This window comes from Streptomyces sp. 891-h, from assembly GCF_022760275.1.
GTDB classification, from domain to species: Bacteria; Actinomycetota; Actinomycetes; order Streptomycetales; family Streptomycetaceae; genus Streptomyces; species Streptomyces spirodelae.
On record NZ_CP050693.1, the window covers coordinates 5651242 to 5666645 of the forward strand.

At 71.3% G+C, this 15404-nt stretch carries 14 protein-coding genes and 1 riboswitch; of the genes, 5 read left to right on the plus strand and 9 right to left on the minus strand.

The window, feature by feature from the left end; genetic code table 11:
- Nucleotides 1-41 precede the first annotated feature (41 nt).
- On the minus strand, nt 42-2015 hold the full coding sequence (locus HC362_RS24780; RefSeq protein ID WP_243086364.1) for an anthranilate synthase family protein: 1974 nt from the start codon (nt 2013-2015) through the stop codon (nt 42-44).
- Nucleotides 2016-2345: 330 nt separating this feature from the next.
- Between HC362_RS24780 and HC362_RS24785 the strand changes: the two genes are divergently transcribed.
- Both HC362_RS24785 and HC362_RS24790 read left to right on the plus strand, forming a co-directional pair.
- Complete coding sequence (locus HC362_RS24785) at nt 2346-3689, plus strand: 3-deoxy-7-phosphoheptulonate synthase class II (RefSeq protein WP_243088801.1); 1344 nt, start codon at nt 2346-2348, stop codon at nt 3687-3689.
- 154 nt (nt 3690-3843) lie between these two features.
- Nucleotides 3844-4095 carry a (2Fe-2S)-binding protein gene (locus HC362_RS24790; RefSeq protein WP_243086365.1) on the plus strand — a complete coding sequence of 84 codons (252 nt, stop codon included), beginning with the start codon at nt 3844-3846 and terminating at the stop codon, nt 4093-4095.
- A 73-nt stretch (nt 4096-4168) separates the two neighbouring features.
- Here the strand turns inward: HC362_RS24790 and bfr are convergent, their stop codons facing one another.
- Nucleotides 4169-4657, minus strand: a complete 489-nt coding sequence (gene bfr / locus HC362_RS24795; protein ID WP_209264942.1) for a bacterioferritin — start codon at nt 4655-4657, stop codon at nt 4169-4171.
- A gap of 241 nt (nt 4658-4898) precedes the next feature.
- Between bfr and HC362_RS24800 the strand changes: the two genes are divergently transcribed.
- Nucleotides 4899-5522: a sulfite oxidase-like oxidoreductase gene (locus HC362_RS24800; protein ID WP_243086366.1), complete on the plus strand. Its 624-nt coding sequence runs from the start codon at nt 4899-4901 to the stop codon at nt 5520-5522.
- Between the two features lie 24 nt (nt 5523-5546).
- On the opposite strand, the gene HC362_RS24805 is transcribed toward HC362_RS24800, so the two are convergent.
- From HC362_RS24805 to thiO, 7 genes are all read right to left on the minus strand, one after another.
- Nucleotides 5547-6095 (minus strand): DUF4396 domain-containing protein, encoded by a 549-nt coding sequence (locus tag HC362_RS24805; protein WP_243086367.1) that lies wholly within the window; start codon nt 6093-6095, stop codon nt 5547-5549.
- Between the two features lie 104 nt (nt 6096-6199).
- Nucleotides 6200-7054: a deoxyribonuclease IV gene (locus tag HC362_RS24810; RefSeq protein WP_243088802.1), complete on the minus strand. Its 855-nt coding sequence runs from the start codon at nt 7052-7054 to the stop codon at nt 6200-6202.
- A 29-nt stretch (nt 7055-7083) separates the two neighbouring features.
- Nucleotides 7084-7872, minus strand: coding sequence for a transglycosylase SLT domain-containing protein (locus tag HC362_RS24815; protein ID WP_243086368.1), 789 nt, complete (start codon nt 7870-7872; stop codon nt 7084-7086).
- A gap of 508 nt (nt 7873-8380) precedes the next feature.
- Entirely contained in the window at nt 8381-10483 is a 2103-nt protein-coding gene (gene pknB, locus HC362_RS24820) for a Stk1 family PASTA domain-containing Ser/Thr kinase (protein ID WP_243086369.1), read from the minus strand.
- 653 nt (nt 10484-11136) lie between these two features.
- Nucleotides 11137-11934 carry a thiazole synthase gene (locus HC362_RS24825; protein ID WP_243086370.1) on the minus strand — a complete coding sequence of 266 codons (798 nt, stop codon included), beginning with the start codon at nt 11932-11934 and terminating at the stop codon, nt 11137-11139.
- Nucleotides 11935-11942: 8 nt separating this feature from the next.
- Nucleotides 11943-12164 (minus strand): sulfur carrier protein ThiS, encoded by a 222-nt coding sequence (gene thiS, locus HC362_RS24830; protein ID WP_243086371.1) that lies wholly within the window; start codon nt 12162-12164, stop codon nt 11943-11945.
- A complete protein-coding gene (gene thiO / locus HC362_RS24835) occupies nt 12161-13429 on the minus strand; it encodes a glycine oxidase ThiO (RefSeq protein WP_243086372.1) in 1269 nt (422 codons plus the stop codon). The genes thiS and thiO overlap by 4 nt, the downstream gene beginning before the upstream one ends.
- Nucleotides 13425-13538: riboswitch (TPP riboswitch) on the minus strand. Its footprint overlaps the gene before it by 5 nt.
- A 178-nt stretch (nt 13539-13716) precedes the next feature.
- Between thiO and HC362_RS24840 the strand changes: the two genes are divergently transcribed.
- Both HC362_RS24840 and HC362_RS24845 read left to right on the plus strand, forming a co-directional pair.
- Complete coding sequence (locus HC362_RS24840; protein WP_243088803.1) at nt 13717-14925, plus strand: FAD-dependent oxidoreductase; 1209 nt, start codon at nt 13717-13719, stop codon at nt 14923-14925.
- 33 nt (nt 14926-14958) lie between these two features.
- Nucleotides 14959-15333, plus strand: coding sequence for an Rv2175c family DNA-binding protein (locus tag HC362_RS24845; protein ID WP_243086373.1), 375 nt, complete (start codon nt 14959-14961; stop codon nt 15331-15333).
- The last annotated feature ends 71 nt before the right edge of the window (nt 15334-15404 follow it).

The window sequence follows — 15404 nt, forward strand, 5'->3', positions numbered from 1 at the left end:
AGCGGGGGAGCCCTTCCCGGGCTCCCCCTCCCGTCCGGTGTTCAGGCGTGGCCCGCGCGCGCTGCGGTCTCGCTCACCGCCGCCAGCAGCTGCGCCGTCACCGTGACCCCGTCCAGCGTCAGCACCGACTCCGGGTGGAACTGCACGCCCGCGAAGCCCGGCCCGCGCAGCGCGTGCACGTCACCGTTTGCCGGATCGCGGCTGAGCTCGACCCCGTGCAGGGCGAGTTCGGCGGCGGCCTCGTCGTCGCAGCGGGCCGTGTAGGAGTTGTAGAAGCCGACCGTCTCCCGCCGTCCGAACAGGTCGATCGTCTCCTGCGCACCCTGGTGCGGGCGTTCCTTGCGTACCAGCTCCAGGCCCAGTTCGGCGGCGAGCAGTTCGTGCCCGAGGCAGACGCCCAGCAGCGGCTGCCGCCGGGCGCGCACCAGCTCGGCGGCCAGACCGCGCAGCAGCCGCATCTTCGGATCGCCGGTATCGCGCGGGTCGCCGGGACCGGGCCCCAGCACCACGGGTCCCTGGTGTTCCAGCGCGGCCTGCGCCAGCCCCGGCTCGTCGTAGCGCCGCACCTCCACCGGGTGCCCGGTGGAGCGCAGCAGGTGCGCCAGCATCGAGGTGAAGGTGTCCTCGCCGTCCACGACCAGCACCTGCCCGGCGCCGGTACGCTCCGGCTGCCCCACGCGCATCCGCAGCCAGAACGGTGCCAGGGAGGCGCGCCGCCCCTCGAGCGCGGCCCGCACCCTGGGGTCGTCCGCCAGCCGTGGCCGGGGGAAGCGCGGTGCGGGGTCCGGCGCCTCGCGCACGCCCAGCGCCGCCAGGACACCGGCCGCCTTGGCGTGTGTCTCGGCCACTTCGCTCGCCGGGTCGGAGGCGCGCACCAGCGTGGCGCCGACCGGTACCCGCAGCCGTCCGCTGCGCGCGTCGATGTCGGCGGTACGGATGAGGATGGGGGAGTCCAGCGTCTGGTCTCCGGCCGCGCTGTGGCCGAGCAGCGCCAGGGCCCCGGAGTAGTAGCCGCGTCCTGCGGGCTCGTGCCGTTCGATGACCCGGCAGGCGTTCTCGACGGGGGAGCCGGTCACCGTGGCGGCGAACATCGTCTCGCGCAGCACGTCGCGCACGTCCAGGGTGCTGCGGCCGCGCAGTTCGTACTCGGTGTGCGCCAGGTGCGCCATCTCCTTCAGCCGCGGCCCGACGACGACTCCTCCCGCGTCGCCGACGGTGCACATCATCTTCAGCTCCTCGTCGACGACCATGGACAGCTCCTCGCTCTCCTTGCGGTCGGCCAGGAAGTCCAGCAGCCCCGCCACGTCCGGGCCCTGCGGGGGATAGCGGTAGGTGCCGCTGATGGGGTTCATCACCACGGTCCCCCCGCTCATCCGTACGTGTACCTCGGGGCTGGCGCCCACCAGCACGCGGTCGCCGGTGTGGACGACGAACGTCCAGTAGGCGCCCTGCTCGCCGCGGAGCAGCCGCGCGAAGAGAGCCAGCGCGTCGGCTCGGGAGAAGTCCGGGATGCGGCCCCGATAGTTGCGGTGGATGACGAAGTTGGCGCCCTCACCGGCGCCGATCTCCTCCGTGACCACCCGGCGCACGATCTCCTCGTATGCGCCGTCGGTCACATCGAACGCGCCCTCCTCGACCCGTACGGCGTGGCCGGGGAGCGCGTCGAGGGTGCCGGCTAGGGGCAGCTCGTACCGCTCGTCGGGCAGCAGCACGGACAGCGGGGTGCCGTCGTCCCGCACGTCGAAGCCGCGCTCGCGGATCTGCCGGAACGGTACGAGCGCGAGCGCGCCCCCTTCGCCGTTCGGGCGTACCGGCAGATCGGCGAGGTGCTCCACCTCGCGGACGCCGCCGATCAGCACCTCGACCAGGTCGGCGTCCCGGCCGGGCGTCCGCCTGCGCAGCATGGCGAACGGCGGCGCGTCGTCGCTGGTCAGACGCTCGACGAGGGCGGCAGGTGAGGGGCAGGAGGAGGGTGCGGGGGCGGCGGTCGGTGCGGCGGTGCCGGTGCGGTGCATGCGGAGTCCCTTCGCGGAGTACGAGGTGTACGCGGCGCACGTGGAGTGCGCGGTGTACGCGGAGTACGGGAGGAACGGCCGCGGAACGCAAAAAGGCCGCCCCTCGGGCGGCCTGGCACGTTGACTGGGTTCTTCAGTGCATACGCGCGTTGTGGCGGGCCGCCGTGCGGGCGGGCCACCACCAGTTCATGGTCGAGTGCGTATGCATGCCGACACCATAGCCCACGAGCGCGCTCATGGGCGCGCCGTGCTCGCCTGGTGATCGCGGTCTCGGATGGCGGGCAGCCGGATGGGTTCCCCCCGGAAGGCCGTAACCTTGTCCCCGTGACTGTGAACGCCCACACCGATGCCGGTGCCCACACCTGGCGGGACCTGCCCGCAGCACAGCAGCCCGAGTGGCCGGACCACGAGGCTCTGCGTACCGTACTCGCCGAGCTCGAGTCCTATCCGCCGCTCGTCTTCGCCGGCGAGTGCGACCAGCTTCGCGAGCGGCTGGGCTCTGTCGCGCGCGGTGAGGCGTTCCTGCTCCAGGGCGGGGACTGCGCCGAGGCGTTCGACCAGGTCAGCGCCGAGCACATCCGCAACAAGCTCAAGACGCTGCTCCAGATGGGCGCCGTCCTCACCTACGCGGGATCGGTTCCCGTGGTGAAGGTCGGGCGGATCGCGGGCCAGTACAGCAAGCCGCGCTCCAAGCCGACCGAGACCCGGGACGGGGTGACGCTGCCCTCCTACCGCGGTGACTCGGTCAACGGCTTCGAGTTCACTCCCGAGGCCCGCAGGCCCGACCCGGAGCGGCTGAAGCGGATGTATCACGCCTCGTCCGCCACGCTGAACCTGGTCCGTGCCTTCACCACCGGCGGCTACGCCGATCTGCGCCAGGTGCACGCCTGGAACCAGGACTTCGTCAAGTCCAGCCCCTCCGGGCAGCGGTACGAGGCGCTGGCGCGCGAGATCGACCAGGCCATGAAGTTCATGCACGCCTGCGGCACGGATCCCGAAGAGCTGAAGACGGTCGAGTTCTACTCCTCGCACGAGGCGCTGCTGCTCGACTACGAGTCGGCCCTCACCCGGGTCGACTCGCGCAGCGGCAAGCTCTACGACGTGTCCGGGCACATGGTCTGGATCGGCGAGCGCACCCGGCAGCTCGACGGTGCGCACATCGAGTTCGCCTCCCGGGTGCGGAACCCGATCGGGGTGAAGCTGGGCCCGACGACGACCTCCGAGGAGGCGCTCGCCCTCATCGAGCGGCTCGACCCGGACCGCGAGCCGGGCCGCCTCACCTTCATCACCCGGATGGGTGCGGACAAGATCCGCGACCGGCTCCCCGAGCTGGTGGAGAAGGTCACGGCCTCCGGTGCCACCGTCGCCTGGGTCTGCGACCCGATGCACGGCAACACCTTCGAGGCGGCCAGCGGCCACAAGACGCGCCGCTTCGACGATGTGCTGGACGAGGTCAAGGGCTTCTTCGAGGTCCACAAGGGCCTGGGCACCCACCCCGGCGGCATCCATATGGAGCTGACCGGTGACGACGTCACCGAGTGCGTGGGCGGCGGCGACGAGATCTTCGTCGACGATCTGCACCAGCGCTACGAGACGGCCTGCGACCCCAGGCTCAACCGCAGCCAGTCGCTCGACCTGGCCTTCCTGGTCGCGGAGATGTACCGGGACCAGTGAGCGCGGCCTGAGCGCCCGGTCCCCGCCGCTGGGGCCCGCTTCACTCGTGTGACGCGGGCCCCAGCGGTGTATGTGGACAGGCCCAGGCGGGTAAGGTTAGGTTAACCTCAGAAGGCTGAGACCGACCGGACCGACCCGAGGCGGAGGTGACCGCGTGTACGTCTGCTCGTGCTTCGGCATCACCGAAGAGCAGGTGCAAGAGCACGCGGCGGCGGGGGCGTGCACCCCGCGCCAGATAGCCTCGGCCAGCAAGGCGGGCACGGACTGCGGGTCCTGCGTCCGCCGTATCCAGGGCATCCTCGGCCGTGGTGAGTGCCCGCGCCGTGCGGCGCTGGACCGCGGCGAGCAGCCCCTTACGGCGCAGCCGGCTCCCGCTCCTGCGACCTCATCCGCGGTCGCCGCGTAGGGCTTGCCCCGCGGTTCCCGCGAACCCCTTCCAAGCACAGCAGGGAGACACCCCTCCCGTGCCGTTGGCGGTCTCAGGTCTCGTCCGCGGCCTTCTGCTCGATCTGCCGTGAGAGGTAGAGCGACTCGCCCAGCTTGTCGACCAGGTCGAGCTGGGTGTCCAGGTAGTCGATGTGGTGCTCCTCGTCCGCGAGGATGTCCTCGAAGATGTTGGCCGAGGTGATGTCACCCTTGTTGCGCATCAGCTCGATACCGCGCTTGAGCCGGTCGATCGCCTCCACCTCGATCTGCCGGTCGGCCCGGAACATCTCGGTGACGGTCTGACCCACCCGCACATGGAAGAGCCGCTGGTAGTTCGGCAGCCCCTCCAGGAAGAGGATGCGGTCGGTGAGCCGCTCCGCGTGCCGCATCTCGTCGAACGACTCGGAGCGGGTGTACTCGGCGAGCTTGGTCCAGCCGAAGTGCTCCTGCATCTTCGCGTGCAGGAAGTATTGGTTGATGGCGGTCAGCTCGGCGGTGAGCTGCTCGTTGAGGAATTCGATGACCTCGGGGTCGCCCTGCATGGTGGCGGGCTCCTTCCACGGGCATGACGCGTGTACCGGGCAGAGTGCGCGCGTGGCGCGCAATCGCGCATCCTGTCACCGCCCAACGGCATGGTCCAGTAAGTGCACGCTTACCGAGTGTGCCGGTGTTTGCGGTTGTGAGCTGCGATTCCACCTCGGACGAGTACCCGCCCGCCCGGCGCCCGACCGCCCGCTCGGGGGTGGTCAAGACCACGGGCCGGGGTCTGTCACCATGGATGGCATGGGTCAGCCGCAAAGCCGCGAAGGGGAGCAACCGGAGCTTCCGCCCGGGCAGCGGCTCCAGCGTGGGTGGCCGGTCACCCACTACGGCCCGGTACCGAAGTTCCGCCGCGAGCGCTGGGACTTCCGGGTCTTCGGCGCCACAGCGGACGGCGAGAAGCACTGCTGGAACCACGAGGAGTTCTCCGCGCTGCCGTACCGGACCGTCGTTGCCGATCTGCACTGTGTCGCCAAGTTCAGCATGCTGGGTGCCGAGTGGGGCGGCGTGCCCGCGCGTACGATCCTCGAACTGGCGCCGCCCGCGCCCGATGTCACCCATGTGATGGTGTGGGCCGAGTACGGCTTCAGCTCGAACCTGCGACTGTCGGACTTCACAGCTGAGAAGACGATGTTCGCCACGCACCGGGCCGGCGAGCTGCTGACCGCCGAGCACGGCTTCCCCGTACGCCTGGTCGTTCCGCACCTGTACGCCTGGAAGGGCCCCAAGTGGGTCCGCGGTATCGAGTACATGACGGCGGACCGCCGGGGCTTCTGGGAGGAGCGGGGTTACCACAACATCGGCGACCCCTGGAAGGAGCAGCGCTACTCCTACCAGGAGGAGCCGGGGGACGGCCCGGAGCTGTAGCCGCCCCGCCCGCCCCCCGTCGCGTCAGTGGTATTGGTGCACCACGGCGTGGCCCTTGCCCGCGCCGATGAGCAGGCGGTTGACCGGCGTGGTGATCAGGAAGGCGATGGCGAAGGCGACCGTGAGGGCGCCCCAGAACAGCGCTGTGTCCAGCTGGGCGTCCATCGCACCCGGGACCAGCAGGATCACGCCGTTGTCGACCAGCTCCATGACCAGGATGGAGACCGTGTCCGCGGCGAGGGCGACCTTGAGCGCCGTACGGAAGTCGAGGCCGGCGCGTACGACGGCGTACATCGTGAAGCTGTAGCCGAAGACGAACGCCAGGACGATCGCCAGCGCCATGGTCGGCGCGTTGTGCCAGGCCAGCGCGGTCCCGATCACCATGCCGAGTATCTCGCCCAGTGCGCAGCCCAGCAGGCAGTGCAGGGTGGCCCGGGCGGCCATGGACCAGGAGACGGGGCCGCGGCCGTGACTGTCGCCGTGGCCGTGGCCGTGGCCGTGGCCGTGATCGTGGCCGTGGTCGGGCTCGCCGTGCGGGTGGGCTCCGGAGTCGTGCTGGACGTGCTGGGTCATGGGACACCTCGTTGGGAAGCAGAGCGGATCGTGCCGTCGCACGGCCACAACGTTATACCCCCTAGGGGTATTCCGCCATGCTTCATGCCAGGCGCCGACGAGTGTCAGCCGTCCCGCAGCTTCTTCAGCAGTGCCACATCCGTCGTATGGCCTTCCTTGCGGCCCGGGGTCTCGATCACCAGCGGTACGCCAGCCGTCAGCGGGTGGGCCAGCAGCTCTTCGAACGGTTCCGTCCCGATGTGACCGCCGCCGATGTTCGCGTGCCGGTCCTTGTGCGCACCGGCCACGTCCTTGGAGTCGTTGGCGTGGATCAGCTTCAGCCGGCCGGGCCCCGTCACCGACACCAGCTCCTCGAGCGTGCGGTCCACCCCGCCGGGAGCGGCCAGGTCGTGCCCGGCGGCGAAGACATGGCAGGTGTCGAGGCAGACGCCGAGCCTCGGATGGTGCTCCAGCGCCTCGAAGTAAGGGCCCAGCTCGTGCACTTGGGAGCAGAGCGAGGCGCCCTGCCCGGCCGTCGGCTCCAGCAGCAGCCACGGGTCGTCGTCGTGGGTCAGCTCGTCCAGCAGCGGCATCATCAGCTCGCGCGCCTGGGCGAGCGCGGTCGCCGGGGACCGGCCCCCGGTCGCGGCGCCGGTGTGCACGACGACCCCCAGCGCGCCGATGGCACGCCCGCGTCGCAGTGAATGCCGCAGCGAGAGCACGGACTTGGTGGCCGTCTCCTCGGTGTGCGAGCCGAAATTGATCAGATAAGGAGCGTGCACATAAGCGGGGAGTCCACGCTCCTCGCATGCGGTACGGAATTCGGCGTCCTGGTCCGCATTTCCCGTCGGCATCGCCCAGCCGCGCGGATTCGCGACAAAGACCTGAAGTGCTTCGGCGCCGATATCCGCGGCATAGGAAATACCAGTGGCGGCCAGCCCCCCGGCTACGGGGACATGGCCGCCAATGGGATTGCGCATGCGCTGCGTCTCGTTCGTGGTCACACCACTCAGTATGCCGAGTTGACGTTGTCCATCGAACCGTAGCGGTCGGCCGCGTAGTTGCAGGCGGCCACGATGTTCGCCACCGGGTCGTACTGGTCCCAGGAGGTGCCCTCGACGTGGTAGGCGTCGAAGGTCGGCTTGATCACCTGGAGCAGACCCTTGGACGGCACGCCGTTGATGGCGTTGATGTCCCAGTTGTTGATCGCGCGCGGGTTGCCGCCGGACTCACGGATGATGTTGCGCTTGATGCCCTCGTAGGAGCCGGGGATGCCGTGCTTGGCCATGATGGCGCGGGCCTCGCGGATCCAGCCGTCCAGGTTGTTCGGGTACGTGGGCTTGGCAGCGGCCCGCTGCTTGGCGCGGTTGGCCGCCGCCTTGGCCGCACGCTCCTTGGCCGCGGCCGCCTCCGCCTTCTTCCGCGCCGCTGCCTTGGCGGCCCGCTCCTTGGCGTCGGCCTTTATCGCCGCTGCCACCTCGTCGGTGCCGGTGAAGCTCTTCGCGGTGGTGGTGGCGTCCTTGACGCTCGCCACCTCCTTGGTGTCGGCCGGCGCTGCGGCCAGCGACTGCTGCTGGGAGACCAGGTCCTTGCCCTGGTCGGGCAGTACGGAGGAGTGGGAGCTGAAGGCGACGCTCTCGGCGGTGACCTTCTTGGCCGCGGCCTGGCCGGAGTCACCGTGCGCCGCCGTACCGGGCAGCACGGTCACGGCCAGGGTCGCGGCGCCGGCGGCACCGAGACCGAGGGCGGAGAACTTCTTGGCCTTGGGGCTGAGACTGAGGCTGGAGATGTTGGGCATGAGGAAGTACGGAACCTTTCATCGCTGGCGTCGTCGCAGAGGCGGGGAGCCGGGGAGAAACGCCGAGTGCTGTTTCGGCGCCGTGCGACGACCGCAATTGTTAAAGGGCCCGTTTTACGAAATCAAAGGTGTGACGTACTACCTGAATTCGTTGCCGGGGGCCGAACCTGGAGGTCCGTAAGGCGACTGCATTCCAGGTCGAGCGGTTGGTTTCTTTCCACTAGGTTGTTTCGTAGGTGACGTGCGTCCTATGGGTGGGGTCACACGGCGACAAGTCGCCCAACACTGACCGTGGCCGGACATGCGCACCAAGCCGGACATCTCCGTACGGTGTGTGTCCGGCGCGCTACACGAAGAAGCCCCGCTGCATGAAGAAGCCCCGCTGCATGAAGAAGCCCCGCTGCATGAAGAAGCCCCGCGAGAAGTCGGCGAACCGTCTTTCTCGCGGGGCTGTGTCATGCGAACCGCCGCCCTGCCCGCCGCTCGGGGGTGGCGGGTCAGCAGCCGCTCAACGGAGCCAGATGGTGACCTCCGAGCCCCGGGGCGCCTTCTCGCCGCTGTCGGGGGACTGGTTGAAGACGGTGTCCCCGAAGAAGATGCGGCGCACCGTCACCTCGAAGCCCGCCTGCTCCAGCTTCGTGGTGGCCTCGTCCTCGCTGCGGCCCTCCACATCCGGGACCTCGACCATGTCGGGCCCCTTGGAGACCGTCAGCGTCACGGTGTCGCCCTTGGCGAGCGAGCTGCCGTCGGTGGGGGACTGACGGGCGATGGCGCCCTTGTCGTGCTCGGAGTGGATCCGCTCGGAGGCGATGCGGACCTTCAGGCCTGCCTCCTTCAGCTCCTTCACCGCGTCACTCTGCTCGTCACCCACCACATCGGGCACCTCGATCGGAGCGCCCTTGGAGACCGTCAGCGCCACCGCGGCACCCGGCCTGCGCTTGCTGCCCGGCCGGGGATCGGTGGTGATGACCGAGCCCTGCGCGGTCTCCTCGTCGAACCGCCGCTTGACCGTCCCCGGCTCCAGCCCGGCGTCCTTGAGCTGACGGCGGGCGTCCGAGAGGGGAGTGCCCTTCAGCTCGGGGACCTTCACCACATGGGGGCCGCGGGAGACGGTCAGCGTGACGCTGCCCGTCTTGCGTACGCGCTCGCCCGGCTTCGGATCGGTGCTGATCACATGGCCGCGCTCGACCCGCTCGCTGTAGTCGCGCTCGACCTTCACATCCAGCCCGGCGTCCGAGAGCTTCTCCGTCGCCTCCGACTGGGTCTTGTCCAGCACGGCGGGGGTCTGGACGAACTGCCCGGAATTGACGTACCAGATGCCGGTGGCCACCAGGGCCACCAGCAGCACGCCCAGCGTCACCAGCCACCAGCGCGGTTGCAGTACCCGCCGCCGGGGTCCGCCGGGGGTGGGACCTTCCGCCTCGCCGCCGGCGCCGCCCGGCGGAGCGGTGGGCGGGGAGGCGGGGGGCGCCGAGAGAATCGCCGTACGGTCCATCGGCTCGGCGTCCGGCGCCGGTGCAGGCACCGGGGGGATTGTCGCGGTGTCGGTGGCGTCCGCGAGGTGGGCGGCCTCCGCGAGGTGGGCGGCCTCCGTTGGGCGGGGGATCACGGAGGTTTCGGCCTCGCTCGCCGAGGTGGCGCCGACCGGGGTCGCGGCCGCGGGGTGTGCGGCGTCGGCGTCGGCGGCGGCGGCCGGGTCTGTGCGGCTCGCCGGGCCCGTGCCGCCGTCCTTGGCCTGCGGCGGTACCGCGTCCAGCTCCTCGTCGGTCAGCCCCGCCCTGGCCGAGCGGACCTCCGCCAGCAGCGCGACCGCGTCCTCGGGCCGCCCCTCGGGCGACCGCGCCGTCGCCCGCGCGACCACGGCGTCCAGCGCCGCCGCCATCCCCGGCACCGCCGCCGAGGGGGCCGGCATGTCCTTGTTCAGATGCTGGTAGAGCACCTGCGCGGGAGAGGCCCCCGAGTGCGGCTTGGTGCCGGTCAGCATCTCGTAGAGCATCACACCGCACGAGTACAGATCCGTACGCGGCGTCGCCGTGCCGTCCTCGATCTGCTCCGGCGCCAGATACGAGACCGTGCCCAGGATGGAGTCCGTCGTCGCCGAGGTCTGGCTGTCCACGGCCCGGACCAGCCCGAAGTCGGCGACCTTGACCCGGCCGTCGTCCCCTATCAGCACGTTCTCCGGCTTCACATCCCGGTGTACGAGCCCGGCGCGGTGTGCCGCGCCCAGCGCGGCGAGCACCGGTTCCAGGATGTCGAGCGCCGCGCGGGGGCGCAGCGCGCCTCTGTCGCGCAGCACGTCACGGAGCGTGCAGCCCTCCACGTACTCCATCGCGAGATAGACGTACGTGCCGTCCGTCCCCTGGTCGAAGACCCCGACCACGTTCTGGTGCGCGAGCCGCGCGGCCGACTTCGCCTCCCTGATGAAGCGGGTCACGAACGTGTCGTCCGCCGAGAGGGAGGTGTGCATCACCTTCAGGGCCAGCACGCGGTCCAGGCGGGTGTCCATGGCGCGGTACACCGTCGCCATGCCGCCGACGGCTACGCGGGCGTCGATGCGGTACCGGCCGTCGAGAACCTGGCCCACCAGGGGGTCCTTGAGGGTGGTGTCCATTGCGCAGAGTGTACGAGGGCGCTGCGCTGGCTTTGCCGCTTGGTTGCGGGTTGCGGCTGTTTCGGAGCCGAACAGTGACAACCCCTCACGGGGTGGCCCGCCGCGTTGTGGACCCGGACCCCTCACGGGGTGGCCCCCCCGCTTGTGGACGCACGCCCCGTTTGTTGCTTCGGCTTGCCGCCGAGTGGTCGTGTCGGGGGGGCGAGCCCCTCACGAGGTGGTCCCCGCTTGTGGACGCACGCCCCGTTTGTGTCCCGGCTCGCCGCCAAGTGGTCGTGTCGGGGGGCTCCGCCCCCCAACGCCCCCCGCTAGGTGGGCTTCGCCCCCCTAGGACCCCCCTGCCGCCTGGGACTACCCCATTGCCGTAAAGAGCGTCCCCTCAGTGGTGCGGGTCCTTGGACCGGCCGGTGACGACCCTGCGGGAGTCACCGGCCGGACCAAGGGCCTCAGTCATAAGCCGGGACAAGGGAACGTGAACAGGGGTGCCCTTTTGCGGAAGGGGGCTCCTAGGGGGGCGAAGCCCCCGTAGCGGGGGGCTGTTGGGGGGCGGAGCCGCCCCAACGCCCGTCCGGCGAGGACCCGGGGGTTGGGGGGCGGAGCCCCCATGAATGGGAGGGGGCCCAAGAATGGGCCCTCAGCCAAGGGTGGCGGCCTCAGCGAAAGGCGGGGCGTTCGGGGTCCAAGAGGGGGACCCCCTCGGAGGGGGAGGAGGCCTCAGCGAAGTGGCGCCGCGGAATGCGCCCCGCGCGGAATGCGAGGCGCCCACCCTCAACGGCATGCCGCATGCCCTCAGCCATGAGCACGGGCTCCTGAGCCCGCGTAACGGCGGAAGCCAGCATCACGGCGGCGCACCCCAACTCCATCGCGAGGGCCACATCGGAGGCGGTGCCGGCCCCGGCGTCGAGCACCACGGGTACCCCCGCCCTCTCGGTGATGAGCTGAAAGTTGTGCGGGTTGCGGATACCGAGCCCGGAGCCGATGGGGGAGCCGAGCGGCATGACGGCGGCGCACCCCACGTCCTCCAGCTTCCGGGCGAGTACGGGGTCGTCGTTGGTGTACGGCAGCACGGTGAAGCCGTCGTCGACCAGGGTCTCGGCGGCGTCGAGCAACTCGACGGGGTCGGGCAGCAGGGTGCGCTCGTCGGCGATGACCTCCAGCTTCACCCAGTCGGTGCCGAGCGCTTCGCGGGCGAGCCGGGCGGTGAGCACCGCTTCACCTGCGGTGTAGCACCCGGCGGTGTTCGGCAGTACGCGGATGCCGTGCTTGTCGAGCAGGGACAGCACGGAGCCGCTCACGGAGGGGTCCAGCCGCCGCATGGCGACGGTCGTCAGTTCCGTGCCGGAGGCCAGCAGGGCGCGTTCCAGGATGTCGAGGCTGGGCGCGCCGCCGGTGCCCATGATCAGGCGCGAGGTGAAGGTGGTGTCGCCAATGGTCAGCGGATCGTCGGCCATCGCTGTGCTCAGCCTCCCTGGACTGCGGTGAGAACTTCGACGCGGTCGCCTTCCCCGAGCGTGGTGGCGGCCCAGCGGCTGCGGGGGACGACGTCCTCGTTGAGCGCTGCTGCCACGCCGGAGGGCGCGGTGGTGAGGGTGGCCACGAGCTGGTCGAGGGTGAGTCCGGCGGCCACCTGGCGGGGCTCACCGTTGACGGAGAGGGTCAGTGTGCCGGCGGTGGAGGTCATACGGGCTGCTCCTGGAGCGCACGGGAGGGAGCGGGGGTGGCGGCGGAAGAGGCGAAGCGGCGTGGGGTGAACGGCAGCGCCGGCTCGGGCAGCTCGCCGGTGGTCAGCACTTCGGCAAGCACCTCGCCGGTGACGGGGGTGAGCAGGACCCCGTGCCGGTAGTGGCCGGTGGCCAGGTGGAGCCCGGCCAGTTCGGTGGGGCCGAGCAGGGGTGCGTTGTCGGGGGAGCCGGGGCGCAGCCCGGCGCGGGTCTCGGCCAGCGGCAGCTCGGTGACGCCGGGTACGAGTTCGTGCGCGTCCCGCAGCAGCTCGTACACGCCGCCGGCGGTGACCGTCGTGTCCCAGCCGAGCTCTTCGCTGGTGGCGCCGACGACCAGCTCGCCGTCCTCGCGGGGCACCAGATAGAGGGGAGCGCCGCGCACCACGGCACGCACCGTGCGGGAGAGGAAGGCGCCGTGTCGCGCTGGCGGCATCCGCAGCCGCAGGACCTGGCCCTTCACCGGGCGTACCGGGGGCGCCACCTCGGGTGGCAGGCCCTCCAGAGCGGAGCTGCGGGAGCCGAGCGCGAGGACCGTCTGCCCGGCGTGCAGTTCCGTGCCGTCCTCCAGGGCGGCGCCCACGGCGCGGTCCCGGGAGGTGAGCAGCCGCAGCGCTCGGGCGCGGCGGAAGGCGACGCCCGAGCGTTCGCAGGCGCGCAGCAGTGCCGCGGCCAGCCGGCGGGGGTCGATCTGGTGGTCGCCGTCCACGCGGGCTCCGCCGCGTACGGAGGGCGCCAGCATCGGCTCCAGACGGCGGCACTCGCGGCCGGTCAGCCACTGCGATTCCAGTCCGCAGCGCTGCTGGAGCGCGTGCAGCTCGCGCAGGTGGGCGCGGTCGTCGGCGTCGAGCGCGACCGCGAGGGTGCCGCAGGCGCGGTGGCCGGTCTCCAGCCCGGTGGCGTCCTCCAGTTCGGCGACGAAGTCCGGATAGCGCGCCGCCGAGGCGAGGTTGAGGCGCAGCAGCGTCTCCTCGCCGTAGTGCAGCTCGGTGACGGCCGCCAGCATGCCCGCCGCCACCTGCGCCGCGCCGCCGCCGGGCCCGGGGTCGACGACGGTGACCTTCAGACCGCGCCCGGCCGCTCGCCAGGCGGTGACCAGGCCGATGAGCCCGCCACCGAGCACGAGCACATCGGGGCTCGCGCCGGGTCCGAGCGGGGCGGCGGTCCCCTTCTCGGCAGGAATCCCCTCGTTCGCCGGGTGCTCCGCAGGACCTGTCGTGCCGCGCATGGGCGCTGCTGCTCCCTTCGCCGGAATGACCCGGATCAGGTTCGGACGGTCGGAGGCCGTCGCAGCCTCCCTCTCAGCCCGGTGCGTCCGGGCTCCCGCGTATGCCGTGTGTCTACCGCACCCACCCTACTGCGGTGCGGGTGAGCCGGGTAAGGCCACCGGGTGGGACCGGGCGCCTCGCCGGGGGCCTACGACCGCCGGCGGATGGCCGTGCGAGCCGACCGGCATACAGTGATCGCGTGAGTGACAGTCAGAAACAGCAGCGGGTCGTGATCGTGGGCGCGGGTATGGCCGGTGTGCAGACCGCCGTACAACTGCGCGAACAGGGCTGGCCCGGCTCCGTTCGACTGATCGGGGCCGAGCCGCACGCGCCGTACGACAGGCCGCCGCTGTCCAAGGCCGTGCTGCTCGGCAAGGGCGAGGAGGCCCAGGCGCCGCTCTTCGAGATCGACTTCGCGAATCTGGACATCGAGCTCGAACTGGGCAGGACCGTCACCGGGCTGCGCGCCGACGAGCGGCTGCTGGTCACCGACGCGGGGCCGGTCCACTACGACCGTCTGGTTCTGGCCACGGGGGCCGAACCGGTCGCCCTGCCGGGAAGCGAGGGCGTGCCCGGTGTCCACCTGCTGCGCACTCTGGACGACGCGCAGCGGCTGCGCCCGGTGCTGGCGGCGCGGGGCAGGATCGTGGTGGTCGGCGCCGGCTGGATCGGCGCGGAGTTCGCCACGGCGGCGCGCGAGCGCGGCTGCGAGGTCACCGTCGTCGAGGCAGCGGACACCCCGCTGCCGGGCGCGCTCCCGACGCAGGTGACCGAGCCGATGCGGGCCTGGTACGCGGAGGCCGGGGCGACGCTGCGCACCGGGGTCGCCGTCGAGTCGGTCGAACGCGGCGGGGTGCTGCTCGCCGACGGCACACGGCTGGCGGCGGACGCGGTGCTGGTCGGCATCGGGGCCCGCCCGGCGACCGGCTGGCTGCGCGGCTCCGGCGTCGAGCTGGGCCCCGACGGTGCCGTGCTCGCCGACGCCCGGCTGCGCGCCGCTGTCCCGGGCGGCCACGACGCCGGTGTCTACGCGGTGGGCGACTGCGCCTCCTTCCCGTCGGCCCGCTACGGCGAGCGGCTGCTGATCCACCACTGGGACAACGCGCTGCAGGGCCCCCGTACGGTCGCGGCGAACCTGCTGGCCGAGGGGCACGCCGACGGCGAGGCCGACACCGTCGTCTACGACCCGGTGCCCTACTTCTGGTCCGAGCAGTTCGGCCGTTTCGTGCAGTACATCGGGCACCACGCGGAGGGGGACGAGCTGGTGTGGCGCGGCTCCCCGGACGGCGCCGCTTGGAGCGTGTGCTGGCTGCGCGGGGAGCGGCTGGCCGCGCTGCTGGCCGTCGGCCGTCCGCGCGATCTCGCGCAGGGCCGGAAGCTGATTCAGCAGGGTACGGCCGTGGAACGGACGCTGGTGCGCGACGCGGCCGTGGCCCTGAAGCAGGCGGCGCGGTAGTGACTGTCGGCACCAGATGGCAGTCTGGAACCCGTGACCGAGATTGACGCAAAGACCGAGGCTCTCGTCCCCGCCTGGCTCACCCTTCCCGACGTCGCCGAAAAGCTCGGCGTCGAAGTGACCCGGGTACGGCAGCTCGTGAAGGAAGGCCAGCTGATCGCGGTGCGGCGGGAAGCGGAGTCCGGCAACAGGGTGCTCCAGGTTCCGGCCGCCTTCATCGGCGAAGGCCGGATCGTGAAGGGCCTGGCGGGCACCATCACGCTCCTGAAGGACGACGGCTTCAGCGACGAAGAGATGCTCGAGTGGCTGTTCACCGAGGACGAGTCCCTGCCCGGCTCGCCGGTGACGGCCCTGCGGGAGAACCGGGGCACGGAGGTCAAGCGCCGCGCCCAGGCGCTCGCCGTCTGACGCCGCCGCCCGGGCCGGCCGGCCCGGGCACAGCACGAGAACACCGACACCACCGGGTGCGTGGGCCCGCT